General features: G+C 67.7%; 16 protein-coding genes and 5 pseudogenes. 14 read left to right on the top strand and 7 right to left on the bottom strand.

Features of this window, described 5'->3' with window-relative positions; all coding sequences use genetic code 11:
• Window positions 1–87: 87 nt before the first annotated feature.
• Window positions 88–1,008, bottom strand: a complete 921-nt coding sequence (locus K6K41_RS23135) for an NAD(P)-dependent oxidoreductase (protein ID WP_261402448.1) — start codon at window positions 1,006–1,008, stop codon at window positions 88–90.
• A gap of 126 nt (window positions 1,009–1,134) precedes the next feature.
• On the opposite strand from K6K41_RS23135, the gene K6K41_RS23130 reads away from it, so the two are divergent.
• Entirely contained in the window at window positions 1,135–3,270 is a 2,136-nt protein-coding gene (locus K6K41_RS23130; RefSeq protein WP_261402447.1) for a glycoside hydrolase family 3 N-terminal domain-containing protein, read from the top strand.
• Window positions 3,271–3,481: 211 nt separating this feature from the next.
• Here K6K41_RS23130 and K6K41_RS23125 read toward each other — a convergent pair whose 3' ends face one another.
• On the bottom strand, window positions 3,482–3,760 hold the full coding sequence (locus tag K6K41_RS23125; protein ID WP_261402446.1) for an usg protein: 279 nt from the start codon (window positions 3,758–3,760) through the stop codon (window positions 3,482–3,484).
• Between the two features lie 249 nt (window positions 3,761–4,009).
• On the opposite strand from K6K41_RS23125, the gene K6K41_RS23120 reads away from it, so the two are divergent.
• Window positions 4,010–4,516 carry a hypothetical protein gene (locus K6K41_RS23120; RefSeq protein WP_261402445.1) on the top strand — a complete coding sequence of 169 codons (507 nt, stop codon included), beginning with the start codon at window positions 4,010–4,012 and terminating at the stop codon, window positions 4,514–4,516.
• Window positions 4,513–4,982, top strand: a pseudogene (locus K6K41_RS23115) (DUF488 domain-containing protein). The gene K6K41_RS23120 and the pseudogene K6K41_RS23115 overlap by 4 nt, the downstream one beginning before the upstream one ends.
• Window positions 4,983–5,111: 129 nt before the next feature.
• On the opposite strand, the gene K6K41_RS23110 reads toward K6K41_RS23115, so the two are convergent.
• The gene (locus tag K6K41_RS23110) at window positions 5,112–6,653 is read right to left on the bottom strand and encodes a cryptochrome/photolyase family protein (protein WP_261402444.1); all 1,542 of its coding nucleotides are present in this window, start codon (window positions 6,651–6,653) and stop codon (window positions 5,112–5,114) included.
• A gap of 258 nt (window positions 6,654–6,911) precedes the next feature.
• Here K6K41_RS23110 and K6K41_RS23105 point away from each other — a divergent pair, with 258 nt between their 5' ends.
• Together K6K41_RS23105 and K6K41_RS23100 are read left to right on the top strand one after the other, a co-directional pair.
• Window positions 6,912–7,091 carry a DUF2256 domain-containing protein gene (locus tag K6K41_RS23105; protein ID WP_261405820.1) on the top strand — a complete coding sequence of 60 codons (180 nt, stop codon included), beginning with the start codon at window positions 6,912–6,914 and terminating at the stop codon, window positions 7,089–7,091.
• Between the two features lie 268 nt (window positions 7,092–7,359).
• Window positions 7,360–7,530 (top strand): hypothetical protein, encoded by a 171-nt coding sequence (locus K6K41_RS23100; RefSeq protein WP_261402443.1) that lies wholly within the window; start codon window positions 7,360–7,362, stop codon window positions 7,528–7,530.
• A gap of 60 nt (window positions 7,531–7,590) precedes the next feature.
• On the opposite strand, the pseudogene K6K41_RS23095 reads toward K6K41_RS23100, so the two are convergent.
• The 3 genes and pseudogenes from K6K41_RS23095 to K6K41_RS23080 all read right to left on the bottom strand — a co-directional run bounded on the left by K6K41_RS23095 (window position 7,591) and on the right by K6K41_RS23080 (window position 11,076).
• A pseudogene (locus K6K41_RS23095) lies at window positions 7,591–9,209 on the bottom strand (NTP transferase domain-containing protein).
• Window positions 9,206–10,201, bottom strand: coding sequence for an XdhC family protein (locus K6K41_RS23090; RefSeq protein WP_315855081.1), 996 nt, complete (start codon window positions 10,199–10,201; stop codon window positions 9,206–9,208). The pseudogene K6K41_RS23095 and the gene K6K41_RS23090 overlap by 4 nt, the downstream one beginning before the upstream one ends.
• Before the next feature lie 65 nt (window positions 10,202–10,266).
• Complete coding sequence (locus tag K6K41_RS23080) at window positions 10,267–11,076, bottom strand: penicillin-binding transpeptidase domain-containing protein (protein WP_261402442.1); 810 nt, start codon at window positions 11,074–11,076, stop codon at window positions 10,267–10,269.
• Window positions 11,077–11,372: 296 nt separating this feature from the next.
• Here K6K41_RS23080 and K6K41_RS23075 point away from each other — a divergent pair.
• The 8 genes and pseudogenes from K6K41_RS23075 to K6K41_RS23045 all read left to right on the top strand — a co-directional run bounded on the left by K6K41_RS23075 (window position 11,373) and on the right by K6K41_RS23045 (window position 17,507).
• Window positions 11,373–12,286 (top strand): annotated as a pseudogene (locus tag K6K41_RS23075) (ABC transporter permease subunit).
• A 7-nt stretch (window positions 12,287–12,293) separates the two neighbouring features.
• Window positions 12,294–13,595, top strand: a complete 1,302-nt coding sequence (gene livM / locus K6K41_RS23070) for a high-affinity branched-chain amino acid ABC transporter permease LivM (RefSeq protein ID WP_261402441.1) — start codon at window positions 12,294–12,296, stop codon at window positions 13,593–13,595.
• A complete protein-coding gene (locus K6K41_RS23065; protein WP_261402440.1) occupies window positions 13,592–14,467 on the top strand; it encodes an ABC transporter ATP-binding protein in 876 nt (291 codons plus the stop codon). Before livM ends, K6K41_RS23065 begins: the two co-directional genes overlap by 4 nt.
• On the top strand, window positions 14,464–15,183 hold the full coding sequence (locus K6K41_RS23060) for an ABC transporter ATP-binding protein (RefSeq protein ID WP_261402439.1): 720 nt from the start codon (window positions 14,464–14,466) through the stop codon (window positions 15,181–15,183). Before K6K41_RS23065 ends, K6K41_RS23060 begins: the two co-directional genes overlap by 4 nt.
• A gap of 154 nt (window positions 15,184–15,337) precedes the next feature.
• Window positions 15,338–15,688, top strand: coding sequence for a DUF6867 family protein (locus tag K6K41_RS23055; protein ID WP_261402438.1), 351 nt, complete (start codon window positions 15,338–15,340; stop codon window positions 15,686–15,688).
• Window positions 15,689–15,775: 87 nt separating this feature from the next.
• The gene (locus K6K41_RS23050) at window positions 15,776–16,747 is read left to right on the top strand and encodes a branched-chain amino acid ABC transporter substrate-binding protein (RefSeq protein ID WP_428978549.1); all 972 of its coding nucleotides are present in this window, start codon (window positions 15,776–15,778) and stop codon (window positions 16,745–16,747) included.
• Window positions 16,744–16,875, top strand: a complete 132-nt coding sequence (locus K6K41_RS30780) for a hypothetical protein (protein ID WP_428978548.1) — start codon at window positions 16,744–16,746, stop codon at window positions 16,873–16,875. The genes K6K41_RS23050 and K6K41_RS30780 overlap by 4 nt, the downstream gene beginning before the upstream one ends.
• 65 nt (window positions 16,876–16,940) lie before the next feature.
• Window positions 16,941–17,507: a YcxB family protein gene (locus K6K41_RS23045; protein ID WP_261402437.1), complete on the top strand. Its 567-nt coding sequence runs from the start codon at window positions 16,941–16,943 to the stop codon at window positions 17,505–17,507.
• Between the two features lie 86 nt (window positions 17,508–17,593).
• Here the strand turns inward: K6K41_RS23045 and K6K41_RS23040 are convergent.
• Window positions 17,594–18,324, bottom strand: a pseudogene (locus tag K6K41_RS23040) (cytochrome c biogenesis CcdA family protein).
• Between the two features lie 209 nt (window positions 18,325–18,533).
• Here K6K41_RS23040 and ettA point away from each other — a divergent pair.
• Window positions 18,534–20,185 (top strand): annotated as a pseudogene (gene ettA / locus K6K41_RS23035) (energy-dependent translational throttle protein EttA).
• Window positions 20,186–20,208: the final 23 nt, after the last annotated feature.

Below are 20,208 nucleotides of genomic sequence, written 5' to 3'. Positions count from 1 at the left end.
AGTCTTAACGGCCATTTTCGACCGTCGCGGAAAGCCGGGCCGAACTGGAACAACCTTCGGTCAGGAGGCCGCCCGCCGCGGAGTCTGTCATCCGGGCAGCTGATCCTTTCCTTCGCCGACCCTTGCGCCGTTGGCCGCCTCCTCGAGCTGGAGCAGCAGCGCGGTGTGGTCGTAGCCGCCGCCTCCCATGGCGTCGCGCACGAAGGCGAAGCGGTCGCGGGCGTTCTGGGTGAGCGGCAGGGTGACGCCGGAGTCGAGCGCCTCGGCGAGCGCGGTGTCGAGATCCTTGATGTGGGTTCGCACCTTGCCGCCGGGCAGAAAATTGCGCTCCAGCATGCGGCGTCCGTGCTCGTCGAGGATGCGGCTTTCGGCAAAGCCCCCGCGGATCGCGTCGCGCACCGCCGCGGGATCGGCCCCGCCGGCGGCCGCCAGCAGCAGCGCCTCCGCCACCGCGCCGATGGTGACGCCAACGATTACCTGATTGGCGAGCTTCGAAAGCTGCCCCGCGCCCGAGGGCCCGACCCGGGTCGCGCGTCCCATCGGCGCAAACGCCGGAAGGGCCTCGGCGAAGTCGGTCTCGTCGCAGCCCGCCATGATGGCGAGCGAGCCCGCCGCCGCGCCGCTGACGCCGCCCGACACCGGGGCGTCGATGTGGCGCCTGCCGTGGGCGGCGAGCCGCTGGGCGTGGTCGCGCGCGGTCGCAGGCGAGATCGAGCTCATGTCGATCACGAGCGCGCCGGGCGCGAGCGACTCGGCGACGCGGGCCGCGCCGAACAGCGTGTCGGTGACCGCCGGGCCGTCGGTCAGCATGGTGATGACGATGGCGGCGTCCGCCACCGCCTCCGCCGCGCCGTCCGCCACCACCGCGCCCTCCCCGCCAAGCGGCTCGGCCTTGGCGCGGCTGCGGTTCCAGACCGTGACCGGATAGCCTGCGCCGATGAGCCGCCGGGCCATCTGCGACCCCATCAGGCCGGTTCCGAGAAAGGCGACGCGCGGCAAGGAACTCATGGGACGGCTCCATGGCTGGAGATGCAAGGGCGTCGGTTTTGGCGCGCGCGATGTGATCGGGCAAGCAGGCGATTTCCGCGCCGTCCGTGCTAAGCGTCCCGGCGCCTTTCAGGAGACCCGCGCCCGATGACGTTCCGCCGCCTCATCCTCCTCGCCGCCGCCGCCTTCGCCGCCGCGCCAGCCATGGCCGAGCCGGCGCGCGATCCGGAGATTGAGGCGCTGATCGGAAAGATGACCCTGGAGGAGAAGGCTGGGCAGCTGAACATGGTCTCGTTCGTGCCCATGCACGAGACCAAGTTCGACCCGATCACCAAGGGATTGAAGGACGGGACGGTCGGTTCGCTGTTCAACGTCCACGGCTTCGAGACCGCCCGCGAGCTACAGAAGCGCGCTCTAGACAGCCGCCTCAAGATCCCGCTGATCCTCGCGCTCGACGTCGTCCACGGCTACCGCGTGATCTTTCCGACCCCGCTCGCCCAGGCCGCGAGCTTCGACATTGAGGCGATCCGCCGCTCCGAGGACATCGCCTCCCGCGAGGCCGCGGCCGACGGCGTGAATCTCTTGCTGACTCCGATGCTTGACGTCTCCCGCGACGCTCGCTGGGGCCGCGTGGTGGAGGGCCCCGGCGAGAGCTCCTACCTCGCCTCAAGGATCGCCGAGGCCCGCGTGAAGGGCGTCGACGGAGACGGCGGCCACAGCTTCGCCAAGTCCTGCGTCAAGCATTTCGGGGCCAACGGCGCCGTCGAGGGCGGACGCGACTACACCGCCCAGGACATCTCCGAGCGGGGCTTGCGCGAAACCTATCTGCCGCCGTTCCGCGCGGCGGCGGACGCCGGAACCCAGTGCATGATGTCGGCCTTCAACGCCCCCGACGGCGCGCCGACGGTGATCAACCGCCGCCTGCTCACCGACGTCCTCCGGGGCGAATGGGGCTTCAAAGGCGTCGTCACCAGCGACTTCAAGGCGATCCACGAAACCGTCACGCATGGCGTGGCGGAGGACGATCGGTCGGCGGCGAAACTCGCCTTCACGGCGGGCGCCGATCTCGACATGGAGTCGCGGGCCTTCGTCGAGCATCTCCCGCTGCTCGTGCGGGAAAGCGAGATCGAGCCGGCGGCGCTCGACGAGGCGGTCCGACGCGTGCTGACGCTCAAGAAGTCGCTCGGACTGTTCAAGGATCCGATGCGTGGGCTCACCGCCGCGCCCCAGGCTGCGCTGAAGCCCGAGCACCTGGCGGCCTCGCAGGATCTCGCCGAAAAATCCTTCGTTCTGCTGAAGAACAAGGACCGCGCCTTGCCCTTCGCGCCGGACGTCAACGACGTCGCGCTGATCGGACCGCTTGGCGACGCCCCCGCCGACACGCTCGGCCCCTGGGCGGGCCGCGGAGAGCCGTCCGAAACCGTCACGCTGCGCATGGGCCTCGAAAAACGCCTCGGCGAGGGCAAGGTGACGTTCACGCCGGGCGGCACGGCCGCGGCGTCGCGCGAAGAAGAGATCGAGGCCGCGGTCGAGACGGCGCGCCGCGCCGACGTCGTCGTGCTGGCGCTCGGCGAGAAATTCGACCAGTCGGGCGAAGGGGCGAGCCGCGCCGAACTCGGACTGCCGGGCGACCAGATGGCGCTCGCCTCCGCGGTGCTCGCGCTCGGCAAGCCGACCGTCGTCGTGGTGTTCGCCGGCCGCCCTTTGGCGCTGACCGAGCTCGCCGAGAAAGCGCCGGCGGTCCTCTACGCCTGGCAGCCCGGCACCATGGGGGGCGCGGCGCTTGCGGCAGTCCTCATGGGCGACGTCTCGCCGAGCGGTCGCCTTCCGATGACCATGCCCCGCGCGCTCGGCCAGGTTCCGATCCACCACGATCAGCGCATCACCGGACGCCCCTACGATCCGACCGACCCCTACACCTCCGGCTATCGCGACCAGAGCCCCGAGCCGCTCTATCCGTTTGGCCATGGCCTCGCCTATACGGACTTCGCTTATGGCGCGCCGACGATCGCCCGCCCGACGCTTCGCCGCGGCGAAGACCAGACGGTCACGGTGCGCGTCACCAATGTCGGCAAGCGACCGGGGGTCGCGGTGCCGCAGCTCTATGTCCGTCCGCTGAGCGCTCGGGTGGCCCGGCCCGCCAGGGAACTGCGCGGCTTCGCCCGCGTCGAGCTCGCGCCTGGCGAGACGCGCGAAGTGGCGCTTAAGCTCAAGCCCGAGGATTTGGCTACTGGACGTCCGGCGCCGGTTTCGAGATCGCTGCCGGCGGCGTGGAGGTCATGACGGGCCCGGACGCCGAGGACACCAAGTCGGCGCGGTTCGAGTATCGGCCGTAAAGCGCCCTCTTTCTTGTCCCGGACTTGATCCGGGACCCAGAACCGACGTCGTTTAGAAGCAGAGTTCCACGGCGTCGCGCTTGTGGTTGCGAGCGGTATCGGTTCTGGGTCCCGGATCAAAGTCCGGGACACGGTGGGCGGCGGTTCTCGAAAAGCGTTCAGTTCAGCCGGAACTCCGCCCTCACCGGCTTGAAGTCCGCCGGGCCGATCAGCGCTTTGTGGCCGACGCGCACCGAATGCAGCACGCCCTCGATCTCGCGCCGCCACCAGTCGAGGAAGCCGCGCAGCACCGGATATTCGGGGCAGCGGTCGTAGTCCTGCCAGACGTAAGACTGCAGCAGGCCCGGATGATCCGGCATCCGGTAAAGGATCTCGGCCGTGGTGAGGCCGAAGCCGTCGATCTGCTTCTGAAAGTCCGATCTCGCGCATCCGCTCATGGAAAACCTCCATCGCTCGATGGGCGCGGTTGCCTTCGCGCCGCATTTGGATTAGGGACGCCTCCGTCGCTCCATGACAATCCCGCAACGTTAAAAATCCTTGTAGAACAGATATTTGGCAGCGCTCCGCGATGAGTGCTGACAGGGCCGCGCGGACGTCTCGATCCTCCTCTCGCGAGAGCTAGAATCTCTTTGTCGCCCGAGGCCGCGAGACGGCCGCACAAAACAGGCGACACGGGAGAGACCTCGATGCGCCTTGTGATCGCGCTGAGCCTCGCGGCCCTCTCGGCCGCGCCGGCCTCCGCCACCTGCTTCCGGGAATGTCTCGGGGGAAAGATCCAGAGCCAGTCCGACGACCAGCAGATCCGCGACGCCGCCAAGGAATGCCGGCAAACCTGCGAGGGCGCCGTGCGCGACAGGCTGCAGAGCGAGGGCAAGCTCGCTGCCCTCACTGACTGCAAGGCCGAGCCGCTCAGCAAGGAGGACCTGAAGAAGCTGCGCGCCGAGACGCCAAGCTATTACGTCCAGTCCAACACCTTCGTCTGGGACTTCAAGAATCCCTTCGCCGACAGGGCTTTGACGAAGGTGGAGGTGACGGCGCAGAACATGGACCTGAACCCGATCGAGTTCACGGGCGCGGGGCTTGTGCCGCCAGCGGGCGAAGGCGTTTTCGTGATCCCGGCGTTCTTCGACGGTTATCCTGCGGTGCGTTTCGCCGCCAAAGTGGAGAAGGTCTGGGCGTGTCCGATGAAATGAGCCGCCTGTTCACGATCGGCTATGAGGGCGCAACGCCCGCGGCGCTGAACGACGCGCTGGTGACGGCAGGCGTCGACGTGCTGGTGGACATCCGCGCGGTGGCGAACTCCCGGCGTCCCGGTTTCTCGAAGCGCGCGCTGTCCGCGGGCGTCGACGAGCGCGGCCTCGGCTACCTGCACCTGCGCGCGCTGGGCACCCCGGCGGAGGGCCGAGCGGCGGCGCGGGCGGCCGGCATGCGGAGATGAAAAAGATCTTCGCCGAACAGTTGGAGACCGACGCCGCGCAGGAGGATCTGGCGGGGCTTATCCAGCTTGTGCGTGACGGCCGAAAGCTCTGCCTGCTGTGCTTCGAGCGCGAACCCGAGCATTGCCACCGCATGATGGTGGCCGAACGCGTCGAAGCGGCGCTGACCGGCGTGACGCTCGAACACCTGCACCCATTGCCGGCGAGTTTCGAGCGGCCATAGCTCCCTTGTCCCGGACTTGATCCGGGACCCAGAACCGAGACGTTTCTCAACAAGGCTCCGCCGCCTCCGTGCTGCATTCTGAGCGTCTGTCGGTTCTGGGTCCCGGATCGAGTCCGGGACGAGAGCGGTTCACCCCTCATAGGTGGCGGGCAGGCTCTCCAGAAACCTCCTCGCGTCGGCCCGGATCTCCTCCACCCGCGTTTTCTCGAACCGCGCGAGATTCCGATACGGCATCGCGAGCCGGTTGTTGCCCGAGAGCTTCTTCTCGTTGCGAATGAGAAAATCCCAGTAGAGATAGTTGAACGGACACGCTTTCTCGCCCGCCTTCGCCTTCACGTCGTAGGCGCAGTCGCCGCAATAGTCCGACATGCGGTCGATATAGGCGCCCGAGGCCGCATAGGGCTTTGAGCCCAGCAGCCCGCCGTCGGCGAACAGCACCATGCCATGGACGTTGGGAAGCTCCACCCATTCGTAAGCATCGGCGTAGACGAGCAGATACCAATCCTGCACCTCCCGCGGTGAAACGCCGGCCAACAGCGCGAAGTTACCGAGCACCATCAGCCGCTGGATGTGGTGCGCGTAGGCGTGGTCGCGCGTGTCCGCCACGCAATTGGCGAGACAGTTCATGTCGGTCTCGGCGGTCCAATAGAGATCCGGAAGCTTGCGCTTGGCGCCCAGATGATTGGTCTCGCGATACTCCGGCATCTTTAGCCAATAGATCCCGCGGACATATTCGCGCCAGCCGATGATCTGGCGGATGAAGCCTTCGACAGCGTTGAGCGGCGCCTTGCCGGCCCGATATGCGGTCTCGGCCGCCTCGCAGACCTCGAGCGGGGTCAGCAGGCCCGCGTTGATGTAGGGCGAGACCAGCCCGTGAAAGAGGAACGGGCCGCCGGCCTTCATGGCGTCCTGATAGTCGCCGAAATTTTCGAGCGCGGAGGCGATGAACTCCTTCAGCGCTTTCAACGCGTCGTCGCGCGTGACCGCCCAGCCGAAGTCTTCGAGCGTCCCGAAATTCTTCGGGAAACGCTTTTCGACCAGCGCGATGACCTCGCGCGTTTTGGCGTCCGCCGGAAAGCGCAGCCGCTTCGGGATTTTCTGGCTCTTCGGCAGCTTCTTCCGGTTCTCGACGTCGAAATTCCATTGGCCGCCTTCGGGCTTGTCGCCGTCCATCAGGAGGCCGGCAGCGCGGCGCATCTCGCGGTAGAAAAACTCCATCCTGAGCGCCTTGCGGCCATCGGCCCAACGCTCGAAGTTAGCGTGCGAGCACACGAAGCGGTCGTCCTCGCGGATGACGACGTCGCAATCGAGCTCCTCGCGCCAGTCGTCGAACATTTCGCGCACCCGCCACTCGCCGGGCTCGGTGAGCGTGACCCGGGACGGCTTGTGGCGCTTCACCGCGCGCTTCAGCTCCCCGCCGAGCGAGCCGGTGTTTTCGGCGTCGTCGAGCCTGACATAGTCGACCTCGATCCCCTCGCCCTGAAGCTCCTCAGCGAAGGCCCGCATGGCGGCGAACAGGAAAACGAGCTTCTGCTTGTGATGCGGGACATAAGTCGCCTCCTCCATGACCTCCGCCATCAGAACGACGTCGGTCTCGGGATCGAGATCCTTCAGCGAGGCGATCCCGCGCGTGAGTTGGTCGCCAAGCAGCAAGCGGAGAGTTTTGGGCATCAGCGGCCGGGTGTAGGGAGGAGCATGGCGGTGTTACGCAGGGCGGAGCGCGGCGGTTCCCGGAAGAGCTGCGCAAGCCGACTGCGTGCTTCGAGACGCCGCCTTCGCCGGCTCCTCAGCATGAGGAAGGGTTGGGATATGGCTTGCGCCAAATGTCCTCATGCTGAGGAGCCTGGCGCAAGCCAGGCGTCTCGAAGCACGCAGTCGGCCCGTCCGAGCGAACCGGATAGCAATGCCAAAACGCACCCAAAATCCGACCTGCCGACCAAGACCTGCCCTGTCTGCGGCCGGCCCTTCGCGTGGCGCAAGAAATGGGAGCGGGTGTGGGACGAGGTCCTTTACTGCTCCGAGCGCTGCCGGCGCGCGAAGACAGCAGGCGAACCGAAGACTGCCACATCTTCGCCGAATATTACCAAACAGCCATATATTAAAGATTAGACATCCGGGAACGACGACTTCTCCGCTCCGTTGTTTGGGAGAGCCCACCGAGGCTTTCCCATTCCGGGGCGGCGCTGTTCCGCAGACTTCGGCGAGCCTTTCTCAGGAGTGACGTCCATGACGTCGTTTCGCGCCCTCGTTCCCGCCGCCCTTTGCGCCGTCGCTCTCGTCGGCGCGACGCTCCCGCCAGCGCCGAGCCGTTCCACGGCGGCGGCTGGGGCGGCCATGGCTGGGATCACCATGGCGGCTGGGACCATCATGACGGCCATTGGGCGTCGGCCGCACGCTCGCTTTCGGCGGTCTCGGCCTTGCGGCGGGCGCCGCGATCGCCAGCGCGGCCTATCGTCCGGCTGTCGTCTATCCGGCCTGCGGCCAGACGGTCACGAGCCACTATAACGCCCGTGGCGAGCTCGTGAAGGTCGTGCGTCCGGCCTGCTGATCCGCTTTTCCCCAGCGCAGTCCCTAGAGGCTTCCCGGCTTCCCCCGGGGAGCCTCTTTTTTATCGGATCGCCTGCAGGGCCTTGAGCATCTCGGGGGTGTCGACGTCGATCAGCGCGCCGTCGTCTTCGGCCTCGACCTCGCGCACGGCCTCGGGATGAAGCTCGAGCAGATGACGGCCGCCGACGTCGCCCTCGACGCGGGCGAGGTCGGGGAAGAACCGCCTCCCCCACAGCACCGGATTGCCGCGCCGGCCGCCGCGGGCGGGCGTCACGATATGCGCGCCGGTCTCCGGCTCGAACGCTTCCGCGATGCGCCGGACGAGCGGCGCCGTCACGCCCGGCATGTCGCCGAGCAGAACGACGACGCCGTCAACGTCGCGGCTGAGCGCCGCGAGCCCTGCGCGCAGCGAGGTCGAGAGGCCCTCGGCGTAATCGGGATTCGACGCAAAGCGCACCGGAAGCCCTGAAAGCGCGGCCTCAAGCGCCGATCCCTGATGGCCGGTCACCACCACGACTTCCGAGAGCCCCGCGCCAAGCGCGGCGGCGGCGGCGTGGCGCACCATCGGGCGGCCGAGCAGCGGCTCCAGCAGCTTGTTCGGCCCGCCCATGCGGGTCGAACGGCCGGCCGCGAGCACCAACCCTGCGATCTTCGGCTTTGGCGTCACGCGCGGGGTCTCCGCGGCTGCGCGCGGCTGCGGACGGGAGACGATCTCCATCAGGAGGCCGCCGACGCCCATCGAGGCGATCTCCTTGGCGCCCACGGGGGCGCGGGCGAGCAGCCGGTTCAGCACCCAGTCGAACCCGTTTTCCTTGGGGCTGCGGGCGCAGCCGGGCGCGCCCAGCACGGTCGCGCGGCCAATTCGGCCGAGCAGCAGCAGGTTGCCGGGATCGACCGGCATGCCGAGCCGCTCCACCACGCCGCCCGCCGCCTCGATCGCGCCCGGCACCACGTCGCGCCGGTCGGTGACCGCGGAGGCCCCGAAAATCACGATGAGCTCGGCCTTGTCGGGCTCGATCTCTTTCAACGCCGCGGTCAAGGCCGCCTCGTTGTGGCGCACCCTCCGCTCGGCGATGAGTTTTGCGGACGACGGCTGCAGCCGCCGCTCGAAGGTGGTGATGGTCTTGTCCACCACCTTGGCGTCGAGGCCCGGCAGGATGGTGGAGATCGCCGCCACGCGCCGCACCGAATAGGGCGCGACCGAGACCAGCGGCGCGCGCGAGCGGGCGAGCGCCTCGGCCCTGGCGACGATCTCCTCCGACAGCGCGAACGGAATGATCTTCACCGTCGCCACCATGGCGTCGGCGGCGACCGCGGCGTGTTCGCTGAGCGTCGCGAAGGTCACGGCTTCATCGAGCTCGTTCAGCGCGTCGACGGCCGCGCGGTCGACGATCAGCACGCCGGCTTTTTCGGCGAAGAGATTGCAGCGGCCGGTGAAGGGCGCTTCGCACCGCACCTCGGGGCCGAGCAGCGCGCGATGCGCCGGGCGGCCTCGTCCTCCGGAACATCGTCTGCGGCGAGCTCCGCCACCACGATCTCCGAGACGCCTGCCTTGGCGAGCGCCGCGACATCCTCCTCGGTCACGCGCGCGCCCTTGCGCAGAACGTGGCCGCCGGACTTCAGCGCATGGGCCGCGACCGCGCCGACCGCGCGTTCGATGGCGACGGGGCCGAACTTCATGGGGCCTCCGGCAGGCGCATGGCCTGGGTGATTTCGGCGAGGATCGACAAAGCGATCTCGGCGGGCGACGAGGCGCCGATCGGAAGTCCGATGGGCGCGCGGATGCGGTTGATCTTCTCGCGCGCGACGCCCAACGCCGCAAGCCGCTCGACGCGCTTGGCGTGCGTCTTACGCGACCCGAGCGCCCCGACATAAAAGCAATTGGCTTTCAGCGCCTCGACGAGGCCCGGATCGTCGATCTTCGGATCATGGGTGAGCGCCGCAAACGCGGTGAAGGCGTCGAGGCCGACCGCCGGCAGCGCGCGGTCGGGCCAGTCGGCCACAAGGTCGACGCCGCTGAAGCGGGCCTCGGTCGCAAAGGCCGTGCGGGGATCGACCACCGTCACATGATGGCCGAGCGCGGCGGCCAGCGGCGCGAGCGCTTGGCTCACATGGACCGCGCCCACCACGACGATTCGGGTGGGCGGCCGGTGGACGTTGAGGAACACCGGACCCTCGGGGCTGTCGACGAGCCGGCTCGTTCCAGCCCGGATTGCGATTTCGATCGCCGCTTCGAGCGGGTCTCCGCGGAATCGAGGATCAGCCGCTGGGCGCCGCCGTCGAGCGCGGTCGCGACCACCGCGGCTCGGCGCTCCGCGCGGGCGGCGTTGAGGGCGGCGAGAAGCTCGAGCCTCATGCTTCTCGACCAGCACCCGGATTCGCCCGCCGCAGGAGAGTCCAACCTCCCAGGCCGTCTCGTCCGCGACGCCGAACTCGAGAATCCTCGAAGAGCCGGAGGCGATGACCTCCACCGCCTCGGCCACCACCGCGCCCTCGACGCAGCCTCCCGAAACCGACCCTTCGAACGCTCCGTCGGCGTCGATCGCGAGATGGCTGCCGACCGGCCGAGGGGCCGAGCCCCAGGTCTCCACCACGGTCGCAAGCGCGACCGCACGGCCCTCCCTGGCCCAGGCTTCGGCGACAATGAGCGGGTCTCGGATCGGATCTGTCATGGGACTTCGAAGTTCCGGCTTCACGCCAGATAGCCACGACCGCCCGCGGCCGCAATCGAGCGCGCCTATTTCGGCTGCGGCGGCGGGATCAGCGCGAGATCCGACATCAGACGCTTCATGCGCTCGGAAGCCTCTTCCGTGGAGCGCTGCTGTCCAGTCATCGCGGCGGCGAAGATCACGCTTCTCTGCGCGCGGTCGACCCAGCCGACCGACCAGGCGACGCCGTCGCACGCCCCGCTCTTCCAGGAGATGGTCGCATCGCCGATTCGTTCCGTCGCCAGCACCTCGGCGGCGCGCGCCTGGCTTTCGGCTGAGGTCGGCAGCTCGCCGCGCTTGAGGCGGGCCAGAAAGTCGACCTGTTCGATCGGGCTGAGCGACAGACCCTGCCCGTCGGCGTCGCGGTCGATGCGCTCGAGCGGGCGGCCGTTCGCCTCGACGTCGCCATAGCGCATCGCAGCGAGCGCCCGCGTAAAGGCTTCGGGCCCGATGCGGCGCGCCACCTCTTCGAACACCCAGCCCACCTGTTTGCGCGACGCGTCGCGCAGATTGACGCCCTCGGGCGGATCGCCTTCCTGCGGGGGATTGCGCTTGACCGGGGCGTTGGCGTCCGGCGTCACGCCGCGGTCGAGCGCGATCACGGTCGCTGGAACCTCGAGCGTGGCGCAGGGCGGCAACCGTCGGGCGCAGGTCTGCGGATCGGAGACCGCGGCGCCCGCGCCCGGCGCGACGTCGCGCAGGACCACGCAGGCTTCCGATCCTGAAAAAGCGCGTTCGAACGCGGAGGCGAGATCCACAGGTCCTTCCGCGCGCACGCCGAAGGGCGCCGCGAGCGTCGCGCTCAGCGCCAATGCGCCCAGTCGAACGCCCTTCGACATCAGATCAGAAACCCTCCGAACCATGCGCGGCGCGACCGCTGGCGCGCCAAAACCGATAAATTTTCGAACGCGCGCTCATTTCAAGCCCCCGATGGCGCTTGCATTCCGCCCCTAGTACCCCCTTCGACGCCGATCGGGAAAGGTTGCGCCGCGCGACCCTTCGTCATTCCCTCACGAATGCCGCCCTGCGCACTCGACGCGTTGTCGGACGCCAACGGCCTTGCTAAGACTGCCTAACGAACGCGCGCGCCCATCGTTCGGGCGCCCTCCCCCGACACAGGAGACGCCGCCGGCCGATGGAGTATTTCGCCCAGCACTCGTCAACGGCGTCACCCTCGGCTCGATCTACGGGCTCATCGCCATCGGCTACACGATGGTCTACGGCATCGTCGGCATGATCAATTTCGCCCATGGCGACGTGTTCATGATCGGGGCGTTCCTCTCCCTCATCGTCTTCCTGGCGCTGACCTCCATCGGCATCACCTTCGTGCCGCTGGCGCTGCTGCTGGTGCTGTTCGTGGCGATGGCGCTGACCGCGCTCTACGGCTGGACGGTGGAACGGGTCGCCTACCGACCTTTGCGCGGCTCGTTCCGGCTCGCGCCGCTGATCTCGGCGATCGGCATGTCGATCTTCCTGCAAAACTACGCGCAGGTGACCCAGGGAGCCCGCTTCAAGCCGCTGCCGCCCGTCGTCACCGGCGGCCACAAGTTCGGCGCGGTCGACGGCTTCGGGGTCAACATCTCGAACGTCCAGATCATCATCGTGCTGCTCACCGTCGCGCTGATGGTCGCGTTCACGCTGATCGTCTCGCGCACCAATCTCGGCCGCGCCCAGCGCGCCTGCGAGCAGGACCGCAAGATGGCCGCGCTGCTGGGCGTAGACGTCGACCGGACGATCTCGCTGACCTTCGTGATGGGCGCCGCGCTCGCGAGCGTCGCAGGGCTGATGTACCTGCTCTATTACGGCGTGGTGGACTTCTACATCGGCTTCGTGGCGGGCGTGAAAGCCTTCACGGCGGCGGTGCTCGGCGGCATCGGCTCGCTGCCTGGCGCCATGATCGGCGGCCTGCTGATCGGCCTCATCGAGACCTTCTGGTCGGCCTATTTCTCGGTCGAGTACAAGGACGTCGCGGCCTTCTCCATCCTGATCATCGTGCTGATCTTCTTGCCCTCCGGCCTGCTTGGGCGCCCGGAAGTCGAGAAGGTCTGAGGCGCGGATGACGACCGCCGCAGCCCCCTCGCCGTTTCCCGAAGCTCTCAAGAACGCCTTCGTCACGGCGCTGATCGCGCTCGGGCTCGCCGCGCCGATGATGGGCCTCGTCACCGTGCAGGTCGGCGGCGACCTCGGGCTCGAGCCGCACTGCCCGCGCGTCGCGATCGCGGTGGCGCTGGTCTTCGTCGGCCGCTTGATCCTCAACCTCACGATCTGGCGACCCGGCCGGGTGAAAAAGGTCACGGCGATCTCGCCGAAGACCGAGCGGCTGCTCTCGAAGACAGCCCGCTACCTCGCCCCCGCGGCGGTCGCCTTCGCGATCATCCTGCCGTTCCTGCCGGGCGTCGGCCGCGGCCAGATCGACCTCGGCATCCTGGTGCTCACCTATGTGATGCTCGGCTGGGGCCTCAACATCGTGGTGGGGCTCGCAGGCCTGCTCGACCTCGGTTACGTGGCCTTCTATGCCGTCGGCGCCTATTCCTACGCGCTGCTCGCGCAGAATTTCGGCTTCTCGTTCTGGCTCTGTCTGCCGCTCGCCGGCATTCTGGCGGCGCTCTGGGGCGTGATGCTGGGCTTCCCGGTCCTGCGGCTCCGCGGCGATTATCTTGCGATCGTGACGCTCGCCTTCGGCGAGATCATCCGCCTCGTCCTGCTGAACTGGCAGTGGTTCACCGGCGGGCCGAACGGCATCGGCGGGATCCCGAAGCCGAGCTTCTTCGGCATCGACTTCAAGACCGGCCCCGACGGTTTCGCAGCGACGTTCGGCCTGACGTTCTCGCCGCTTCATCGCATCATCTTCATGTACTACCTCATCCTCGCGCTCGCGCTGATCACCAACTACTTCGTCATCCGCCTTCGGCGTCTTCCCATCGGCCGCGCCTGGGAGGCGCTGCGCGAGGACGAGATCGCCTGCCGCTCGCTCGGCGTGAACACGGTCAACACCAAGCTGACGGCGTTTGCGCTCGGCGCGATGTTCGCGGGCTTCGCCGGCTCGTTCTTCGCCACCCGGCAGGGCTTCATCAGCCCCGAAAGCTTCGTCTTCATGGAGAGCGCGCTGATCCTCGCGATCGTGGTGCTCGGCGGAATGGGCTCGCAGTTCGGCGTCGCGGTCGCGGCCCTCCTGATGATCGGCGGCTTCGAGTGGTTCCGCGAGTTCCAGGACTATCGCCTGATCATATTCGGCCTCGTGATGGTGCTGATCATGGTGTGGCGCCCGCGAGGACTGGTGTCGTCCCGCAGCCCGTCGGTTTTCCTGAAGGAGAAGAAGGCGATCTCCGGCTCCCTCGTGCAGGAGGGCCACGGATGACGACGCCCCCCGCGGACGCGCCGAAGCTCCCCGACGACACGCTGCTGCGCGTCGAGCACCTCACCATGCGGTTCGGCGGCCTGACCGCCGTCGACGACGTCTCGTTCGACGTGAAGCGCGGCGACATCACCGCGCTGATCGGCCCGAACGGGGCCGGCAAGACCACGGTGTTCAACTGTGTGACGGGCTTCTACAAGCCGACGGTCGGACGCCTGACGCTGAACGGCGCGGGCGGGCGTGGCTGGCTGCTGGAGCGCCTGCGCGACCACCAGATCTCGCGGCTCGCCGGCGTCGCGCGCACGTTTCAGAACATCCGGCTGTTCGGGGGCATGACGGCGCTCGAGAACCTGCTCGTCGCACAGCACGCGCCGCTGATGAAGGCGTCGGGCATGACGGTGCTGGGCGTGCTCGGGCTCGGCGGCTTCAACAAGGCTGAAGCCGCCGCCATCGAGAAAGCCAAGGCCTGGCTGGAGCGTATCGGCCTCATCGACCGCGCCGACGACCCGGCCGCGGACCTGCCCTACGGCGATCAAAGACGCCTCGAGATCGCCCGCGCCATGTGCACAGACCCGGTGCTGCTCTGCCTCGACGAGCCGGCCGCCGGCCTCAACCCGCGCGAGAGCGGGGACCTCAACGCCCTGCTGCGCTCGATCCGCAAGGAAGACGGCGTCGCGGTGCTGCTGATCGAGCACGACATGAGCGTCGTCATGGAGATCTCCGACCACGTCGTCGTGCTCGACTACGGCAAGAAGATCTCGGACGGAACGCCTCAGGCCGTGCGCGAGGATCCGAAGGTGATCGCCGCCTATCTGGGCGTCGAGGACGAGGAGGTCGAGGCGGTGGAGCGTGAGATCGAGGGGGCGCAGGCGTGACCGCGCTCCTCTCCCTCGAAGGCGTCACCGCCTATTACGGGTCGATCGCGGCGCTCAAGGGCGTCGACGTCGAGGTGAGCGAAGGCGAGATCGTCACGCTGATCGGCGCGAACGGCGCCGGGAAGTCGACTCTGATGATGACGATCTTCGGCAGCCCCCAGGCCCGCGACGGCCGCATCGTCTATGACGGCCGCGACATCACCCGCACGCCGATGCACGAGATCGCGCGGCTGAAGATCGCCCAGTCGCCGGAAGGCCGACGCATCTTCCCGCGCATGAGCGTGCTCGAAAACCTCAAGATGGGCGCGGCGGTCACGCAGTTCGCCCATTATGACGAGGATCTCGAGCGCATGTTCGCGATCTTCCCGCGCCTGAAGGAGCGCGCGGCCCAGCGCGGCGGCACGCTCTCGGGCGGCGAGCAGCAGATGCTCGCCATCGCCCGCGCGCTGATGAGCCGCCCTCGCCTGCTGATGCTCGACGAGCCCTCGCTCGGCCTCGCGCCGCTCGTCGCCAAGCAGATCTTTTCGGTGGTCAAGGAATTGAACGAGAAGGACGGGCTCACCGTCTTTCTCGTCGAGCAAAACGCCTATCACGCGCTCAAGCTCGCCCATCGCGGCTATGTGATGGTCAACGGCAAGATCACCATGTCGGGCGGCGGCCGGGAGCTGTTGGAGAAGCCCGAGGTCCGCGCGGCCTATCTGGAGGGCGGACGGTGAGAGCGGAGACCGACTGCATGCTTCGAGACGCGCCTTCGGCGCTCCTCGGCATGAGGATCGTCGGAGCAGCGAAGACCTCCCTCATGCTGAGGAGCCGGCCCCTGGCCGGCGTCTCGAAGCACGCAGTTCGCGTCATCCCCTCGGAGCCTCGCGCATGGGCCTGATCTGGGAGATCTCCCTCGCCGAGTTCGTGTTCGTCACGCTCATCCTCGGGGGCGGCGCGGCGTGGATGGCGGGGCGCGCGATCGCGGGGGCCTGGGAGCCGATGTGGAAGACGGCGCTCTGGATGATCCCGCTCGCCGCCGCCGTGCGCTTCATCCACTTCGCGCTGTTCTCAGGCTCGCTGCTGACCCTCCACTTCTATCTCGTCGACCTCGTCATTCTGATCGCGCTCGGGCTCGCCGGGCATCGCTCGACGCTCGCGACCCGGATGGTCCGGCAATATGGCTGGATGCTGGAGCGCGCGGGCCCGTTCGGCTGGCGCGAGAAGCGCGACGGGGCGTGACAGATCCGCTTCGACGCGCCAACAATGGGCATGGCGCGAAAGACGTCACTCTCTTTTCCCCACGTCGGCCCTAAAGGACCAATCGGCATGAAGAGACATCTCGCAACGATCGCAGGGGCCAGCCTCGCCCTCGTCCTCTCGACTCCGGCCTTCGCCGACATCACGGTCGGCGTCGCAGGGCCGATGACGGGCGAGAACGCGGTCTTCGGCCAGCAGATCCGCAACGGCGTCGAGCAGGCGGTCGAGGACATCAACGCCGCGGGCGGCGTCAACGGCGAGAAGCTGGTCGTGAAGGTCGGCGACGACGCCTGCGACCCGAAGCAGGCGGTCAACGTCGCGAACCAGATCGCCGGCGACGGCGCCAAGGTGGTGATCGGCCACTATTGCTCGGGCTCGTCGATCCCGGCGTCCGCGGTCTACGCCGAGGAAGGCGTGATCCAGATCTCTCCGGCCTCAACCAACCCGGCCTACACCGACAAGCGCCCCGGCCCGACCACCTATCGCGTCTGCGGCCGCGACGACCAGCAGGGCGGCATCGCGGGCAAGGCGATCCTCGAGAAGTACAAGGGCAAAAAGGTCGCGGTCGTGGATGACCGCTCGTCCTACGGCAAGGGTCTCGCGGACGAGACCCGCAAGGTCTACGAGGCCGGCGGCGGCAAGCCCGTGCTCGTCGAGTCGATCGCCGCGGGCGAAAAGGATTATTCGGCGCTCGTCTCGAAGCTGAAGCAGGCCGGCGCGGAAGTCGTGTATTTCGGCGGCTACTATCAGCAGGCCGGCCTCATCGTTCGCCAGATGCGCGACCAGGGCGTGAACGCGATCCTGATGGGCGGCGACGCTTTGCAGTCGAGCGAGTTCCTGGGCATCACGGGCAAGGGCGGCGAAGGCACGATGTTCACCTTCCCGCCGGACCAGCGCAAGCTCTCCGAAGCCGCCGAAGTGGTGAAGAAGCTGAAGGCCAAGAAGTTCGAACCGGAAGGCTTACGCTCTATTCCTACGCCGCTCTCCAGATCTGGGCCGCGGCCGCGAACGCCGCGAAGTCGACGGAAGCGGAAGCCGTGACCGCCGAGATGAACAAGCAGGAGTTCAAAACCGTCGCCGGCCCGATCAAGTTCGACGACAAGGGCGACCCGACGGTGGCGGGCTTCGTGTTCTACGAGTTCAAGAACGGCACCTACGAGCAGATGTGACGAGTCGATCGTCCTGAGCTGAACGAGCCCGCCGGGCGACCGGCGGGCTTTTTGCTGCGCAGCCGATGAGCCTGCCGACCATGAACCGAACGACGACGTTCACGCTCGCCGAGCGCGACCTTCGCCGCGCGCTGCGCCTCCATATGCTGGCGATGCTGCGCCAGCCGCGGAAGCTCTTCGCTCTCGTTGCGATCTGGCTGGTCGCCACGGCGGCGATCGCGGGCGCCTATCACCTTGGCGGAACGCCCTGGCCCGAACTGCGCGACAGCCTGCCGAAGCTTGCGGCTCTCGCGGCGGTCGGGCTGCTTGTCCTCGACGTCGCAGTTCCGCTCTTGCTTGGCGCGCGGGTGATCAGCAAGCGCTTCCAGCAGGACAAGCTGCTCGTCCAGCCGATCACGGCGAGCTGGGACGAGGAGGCCTACGAGGCCGTCCAGCCGAGCATGCGCAACCGCATCGCCTGGCGCGACTACGCGATGCTGCGCGAGGACCGCCACGCCTTCGTGTTCTTCCTGTCAGATTACCAATACCAGGTGCTGCCCAAGCGTGCGCTGAGCGATGAGCAGGTCGCGGACATCCGCGGATCGTGTCGGCCGTCTAGCGACGCAAACGCCGCCTATTTGTCCCGGACTTGATCCGGGACAAAGAACCACAGCATCTTGAGAGCTCACGGACCCGGGGCGTTTCTGGGCCCCGGATCAAGTCCGGGGCAAGCGCGGCGCTACCCCAGCGTCGCGAGCCCCGGAAACGTCTCCAGCAACCAGAACGAGGCCGTCGCGGTCCAGCCGGTGAGGAACGCGATCCCGGTCAGCACGAGCAGGCCGCCCATCACCTTCTCGACCGTGCCGAGATGGGTCTTGAAGCGCTTCAGGAACGCCACGAACGGTCTCATGGCGAGGGCCGCAATCAGGAACGGCAGGCCGAGGCCCGCGGCGTAGACCGCCAGCAGACCGGCGCCGCTCGCCACCGTCTCCTCGGACGCCGCGACCGCAAGCACTGCGGCGAGCACCGGGCCGATGCAGGGCGTCCAGCCGAACGCGAAGGCGAGGCCCATCACATATGCGCCCCACAGCCCGACGGGCTTTCGACGTCGACCCGGGCCTCCCTCATCAGCAGCGGAATTCGGAAGGCGCCGAGGAAGTGCAGGCCCATCACGATGATGGCGAGTCCCGCGATCGTCGCGAGCAGCGGGGCGTTCTTCAGCAGCAGCCCGACCGCCGAGGCCGTCGCGCCGAGCGCCACGAACACGGTGGCGAAACCCGCGACGAACAGCGCGGCGGCGGCGAGCGTGCGCCCGGTGACGGCGCGCGGCGCGGTTTCGGCGGTCAGCTTGTCCAGCGTCGTGCCGGCGAGGAAGCAGAGATAAGGCGGCACCAACGGCAGCACGCAGGGGCTCAGGAAGCTGAGCGCGCCCGCGCCGAAGACCGCCGGAAGGGTGACGTTCGAGATCATGACGAGGCTCTACAGCGCGCGCGGCTTCCGCGAAAGCTCGGGCGAGCGAACGTGATGACGCGCCGTCGATCAGTCGCGGAGGAGCATCTGCGGTCGCAGCCCCGGAAGATACGCCCTCCCCTTGTGGCGCGATCGGGCTCCGCGCTAGAAGGCCCGCGACCCATTCCGTTCCGCGCTGATCCGCGCAAAGCCCCGCGAGCCCCGCCCCCATGGCCAACCGCGAATTCATCTATCACATGAGCGGCGTCTCCAAGGCCTTCGGCCCCAAGAAGACGCTCGATAACATTCACCTCTCCTTCTACCCGGACGCCAAGATCGGCATCTTGGGCGTCAACGGCTCGGGCAAGTCGACCCTGCTCAAGATCATGGCGGGCATCGACAAGGAGTTCACCGGCGAAGCGTGGGCCGCCAAGGGCGCCAGGATCGGCTACCTCGAGCAGGAGCCGCAGCTCAATCCGGAAAAGGACGTCCGCGGGAACGTCATGGAGGGCGTGGCGGAGAAGACCGCGATCCTCGAGCGGTACAACGAACTCGCGATGAACTACTCCGACGAGACCGCCGATGAGATGACGGAGCTTCAGGACCGCATCGAGTCGCTCGGGTTGTGGGACCTGGACAGCAAGGTCGAGCAGGCCATGAACGCGCTCGGCTGCCCGCCCGACGACTGGACGGTCGACAAGCTCTCGGGCGGCGAGAAGCGCCGCGTCGCGCTCTGCCAGCTGCTGCTCTCCGAGCCAGATCTGCTGCTGCTCGACGAGCCCACCAACCATCTCGACGCCGAGACGGTGAACTGGCTCGAAAACCACCTGCGCAACTTCCCCGGCGCGATCCTGATCGTGACCCATGACCGCTACTTCCTCGACAACGTCACGGGTTGGATCCTCGAGATCGACCGCGGCCGCGGCATCCCCTACGAGGGCAACTACTCCTCCTGGCTGGTGCAGAAGCAGAAGCGCATGATCCAGGAAGGCCGCGTGGAGGAATCCCTGCAGCGGACGCTCAAGCGCGAGCAGGAGTGGATGGGCAACAGCCCGAAGGCCCGCCAGGCCAAGAACAAGGCCCGCATCCAGCGCTACGACGAGCTCGTCAAGCGCGCCTCCGAGCAGGGCCCGACGACCGCGCAGATCGTCATCCCGATCGCCGAGCGCCTCGGCTCCAACGTCGTGGACTTCGAGAACCTCAACAAGGGGTTCGGCGACAAGCTGCTGATCGAGGACCTCACCTTCAAGCTGCCGCCCGGCGGGATCGTCGGCGTCATCGGCCCGAACGGCGCCGGCAAGACCACGCTGTTCCGCATGATCACCGGCCAGGACAAGCCGGACGGCGGCAGCCTCAAGGTCGGCGAGACGGTGCAACTCGGTTACGTCGACCAGAGCCGCGACGCGCTCGACGCCAACAAGAACGTCTGGGAGGAGATCTCCGGCGGCACCGAGGTGATCCATCTCGGCAAGCGCGAGGTGAACAGCCGAGCCTATGTCGGCGCGTTCAACTTCAAGGGCGCGGCGCAGCAGAAGAAGGTCGGTGACCTCTCGGGCGGCGAGCGCAACCGCGTGCATCTCGCCAAGATGCTGAAGTCGGGCGCGAACGTCCTGCTGCTCGACGAGCCGACCAACGACCTCGACGTCGAGACGCTGCGTGCGCTCGAAGAGGCGCTCGAGGATTACGCGGGCTGCGCCGTGATCATCAGCCATGACCGCATGTTCCTCGACCGCGTCGCCACCCACATGCTGGCCTTCGAGGGCGACAGCCACGTCGAATGGTTCGAAGGCAACTTCCAGGACTACGAGGAGGACAAGAAGCGCCGCCTCGGCCCGACGCCGTCGAGCCGAAGCGGATCAAGTACCGCCAGTTCACGCGATGAGGCGAAGCGCCTAGTCTGGCGCT

Origin of the sequence: Chenggangzhangella methanolivorans, assembly GCF_019797865.1 — a bacterium.
GTDB lineage: Bacteria > Pseudomonadota > Alphaproteobacteria > Rhizobiales > Methylopilaceae > Methylopila > Methylopila methanolivorans.
The sequence above is the reverse complement of the archived record's forward strand: the minus strand, read 5'-3'. Positions and strand labels throughout refer to the sequence as shown.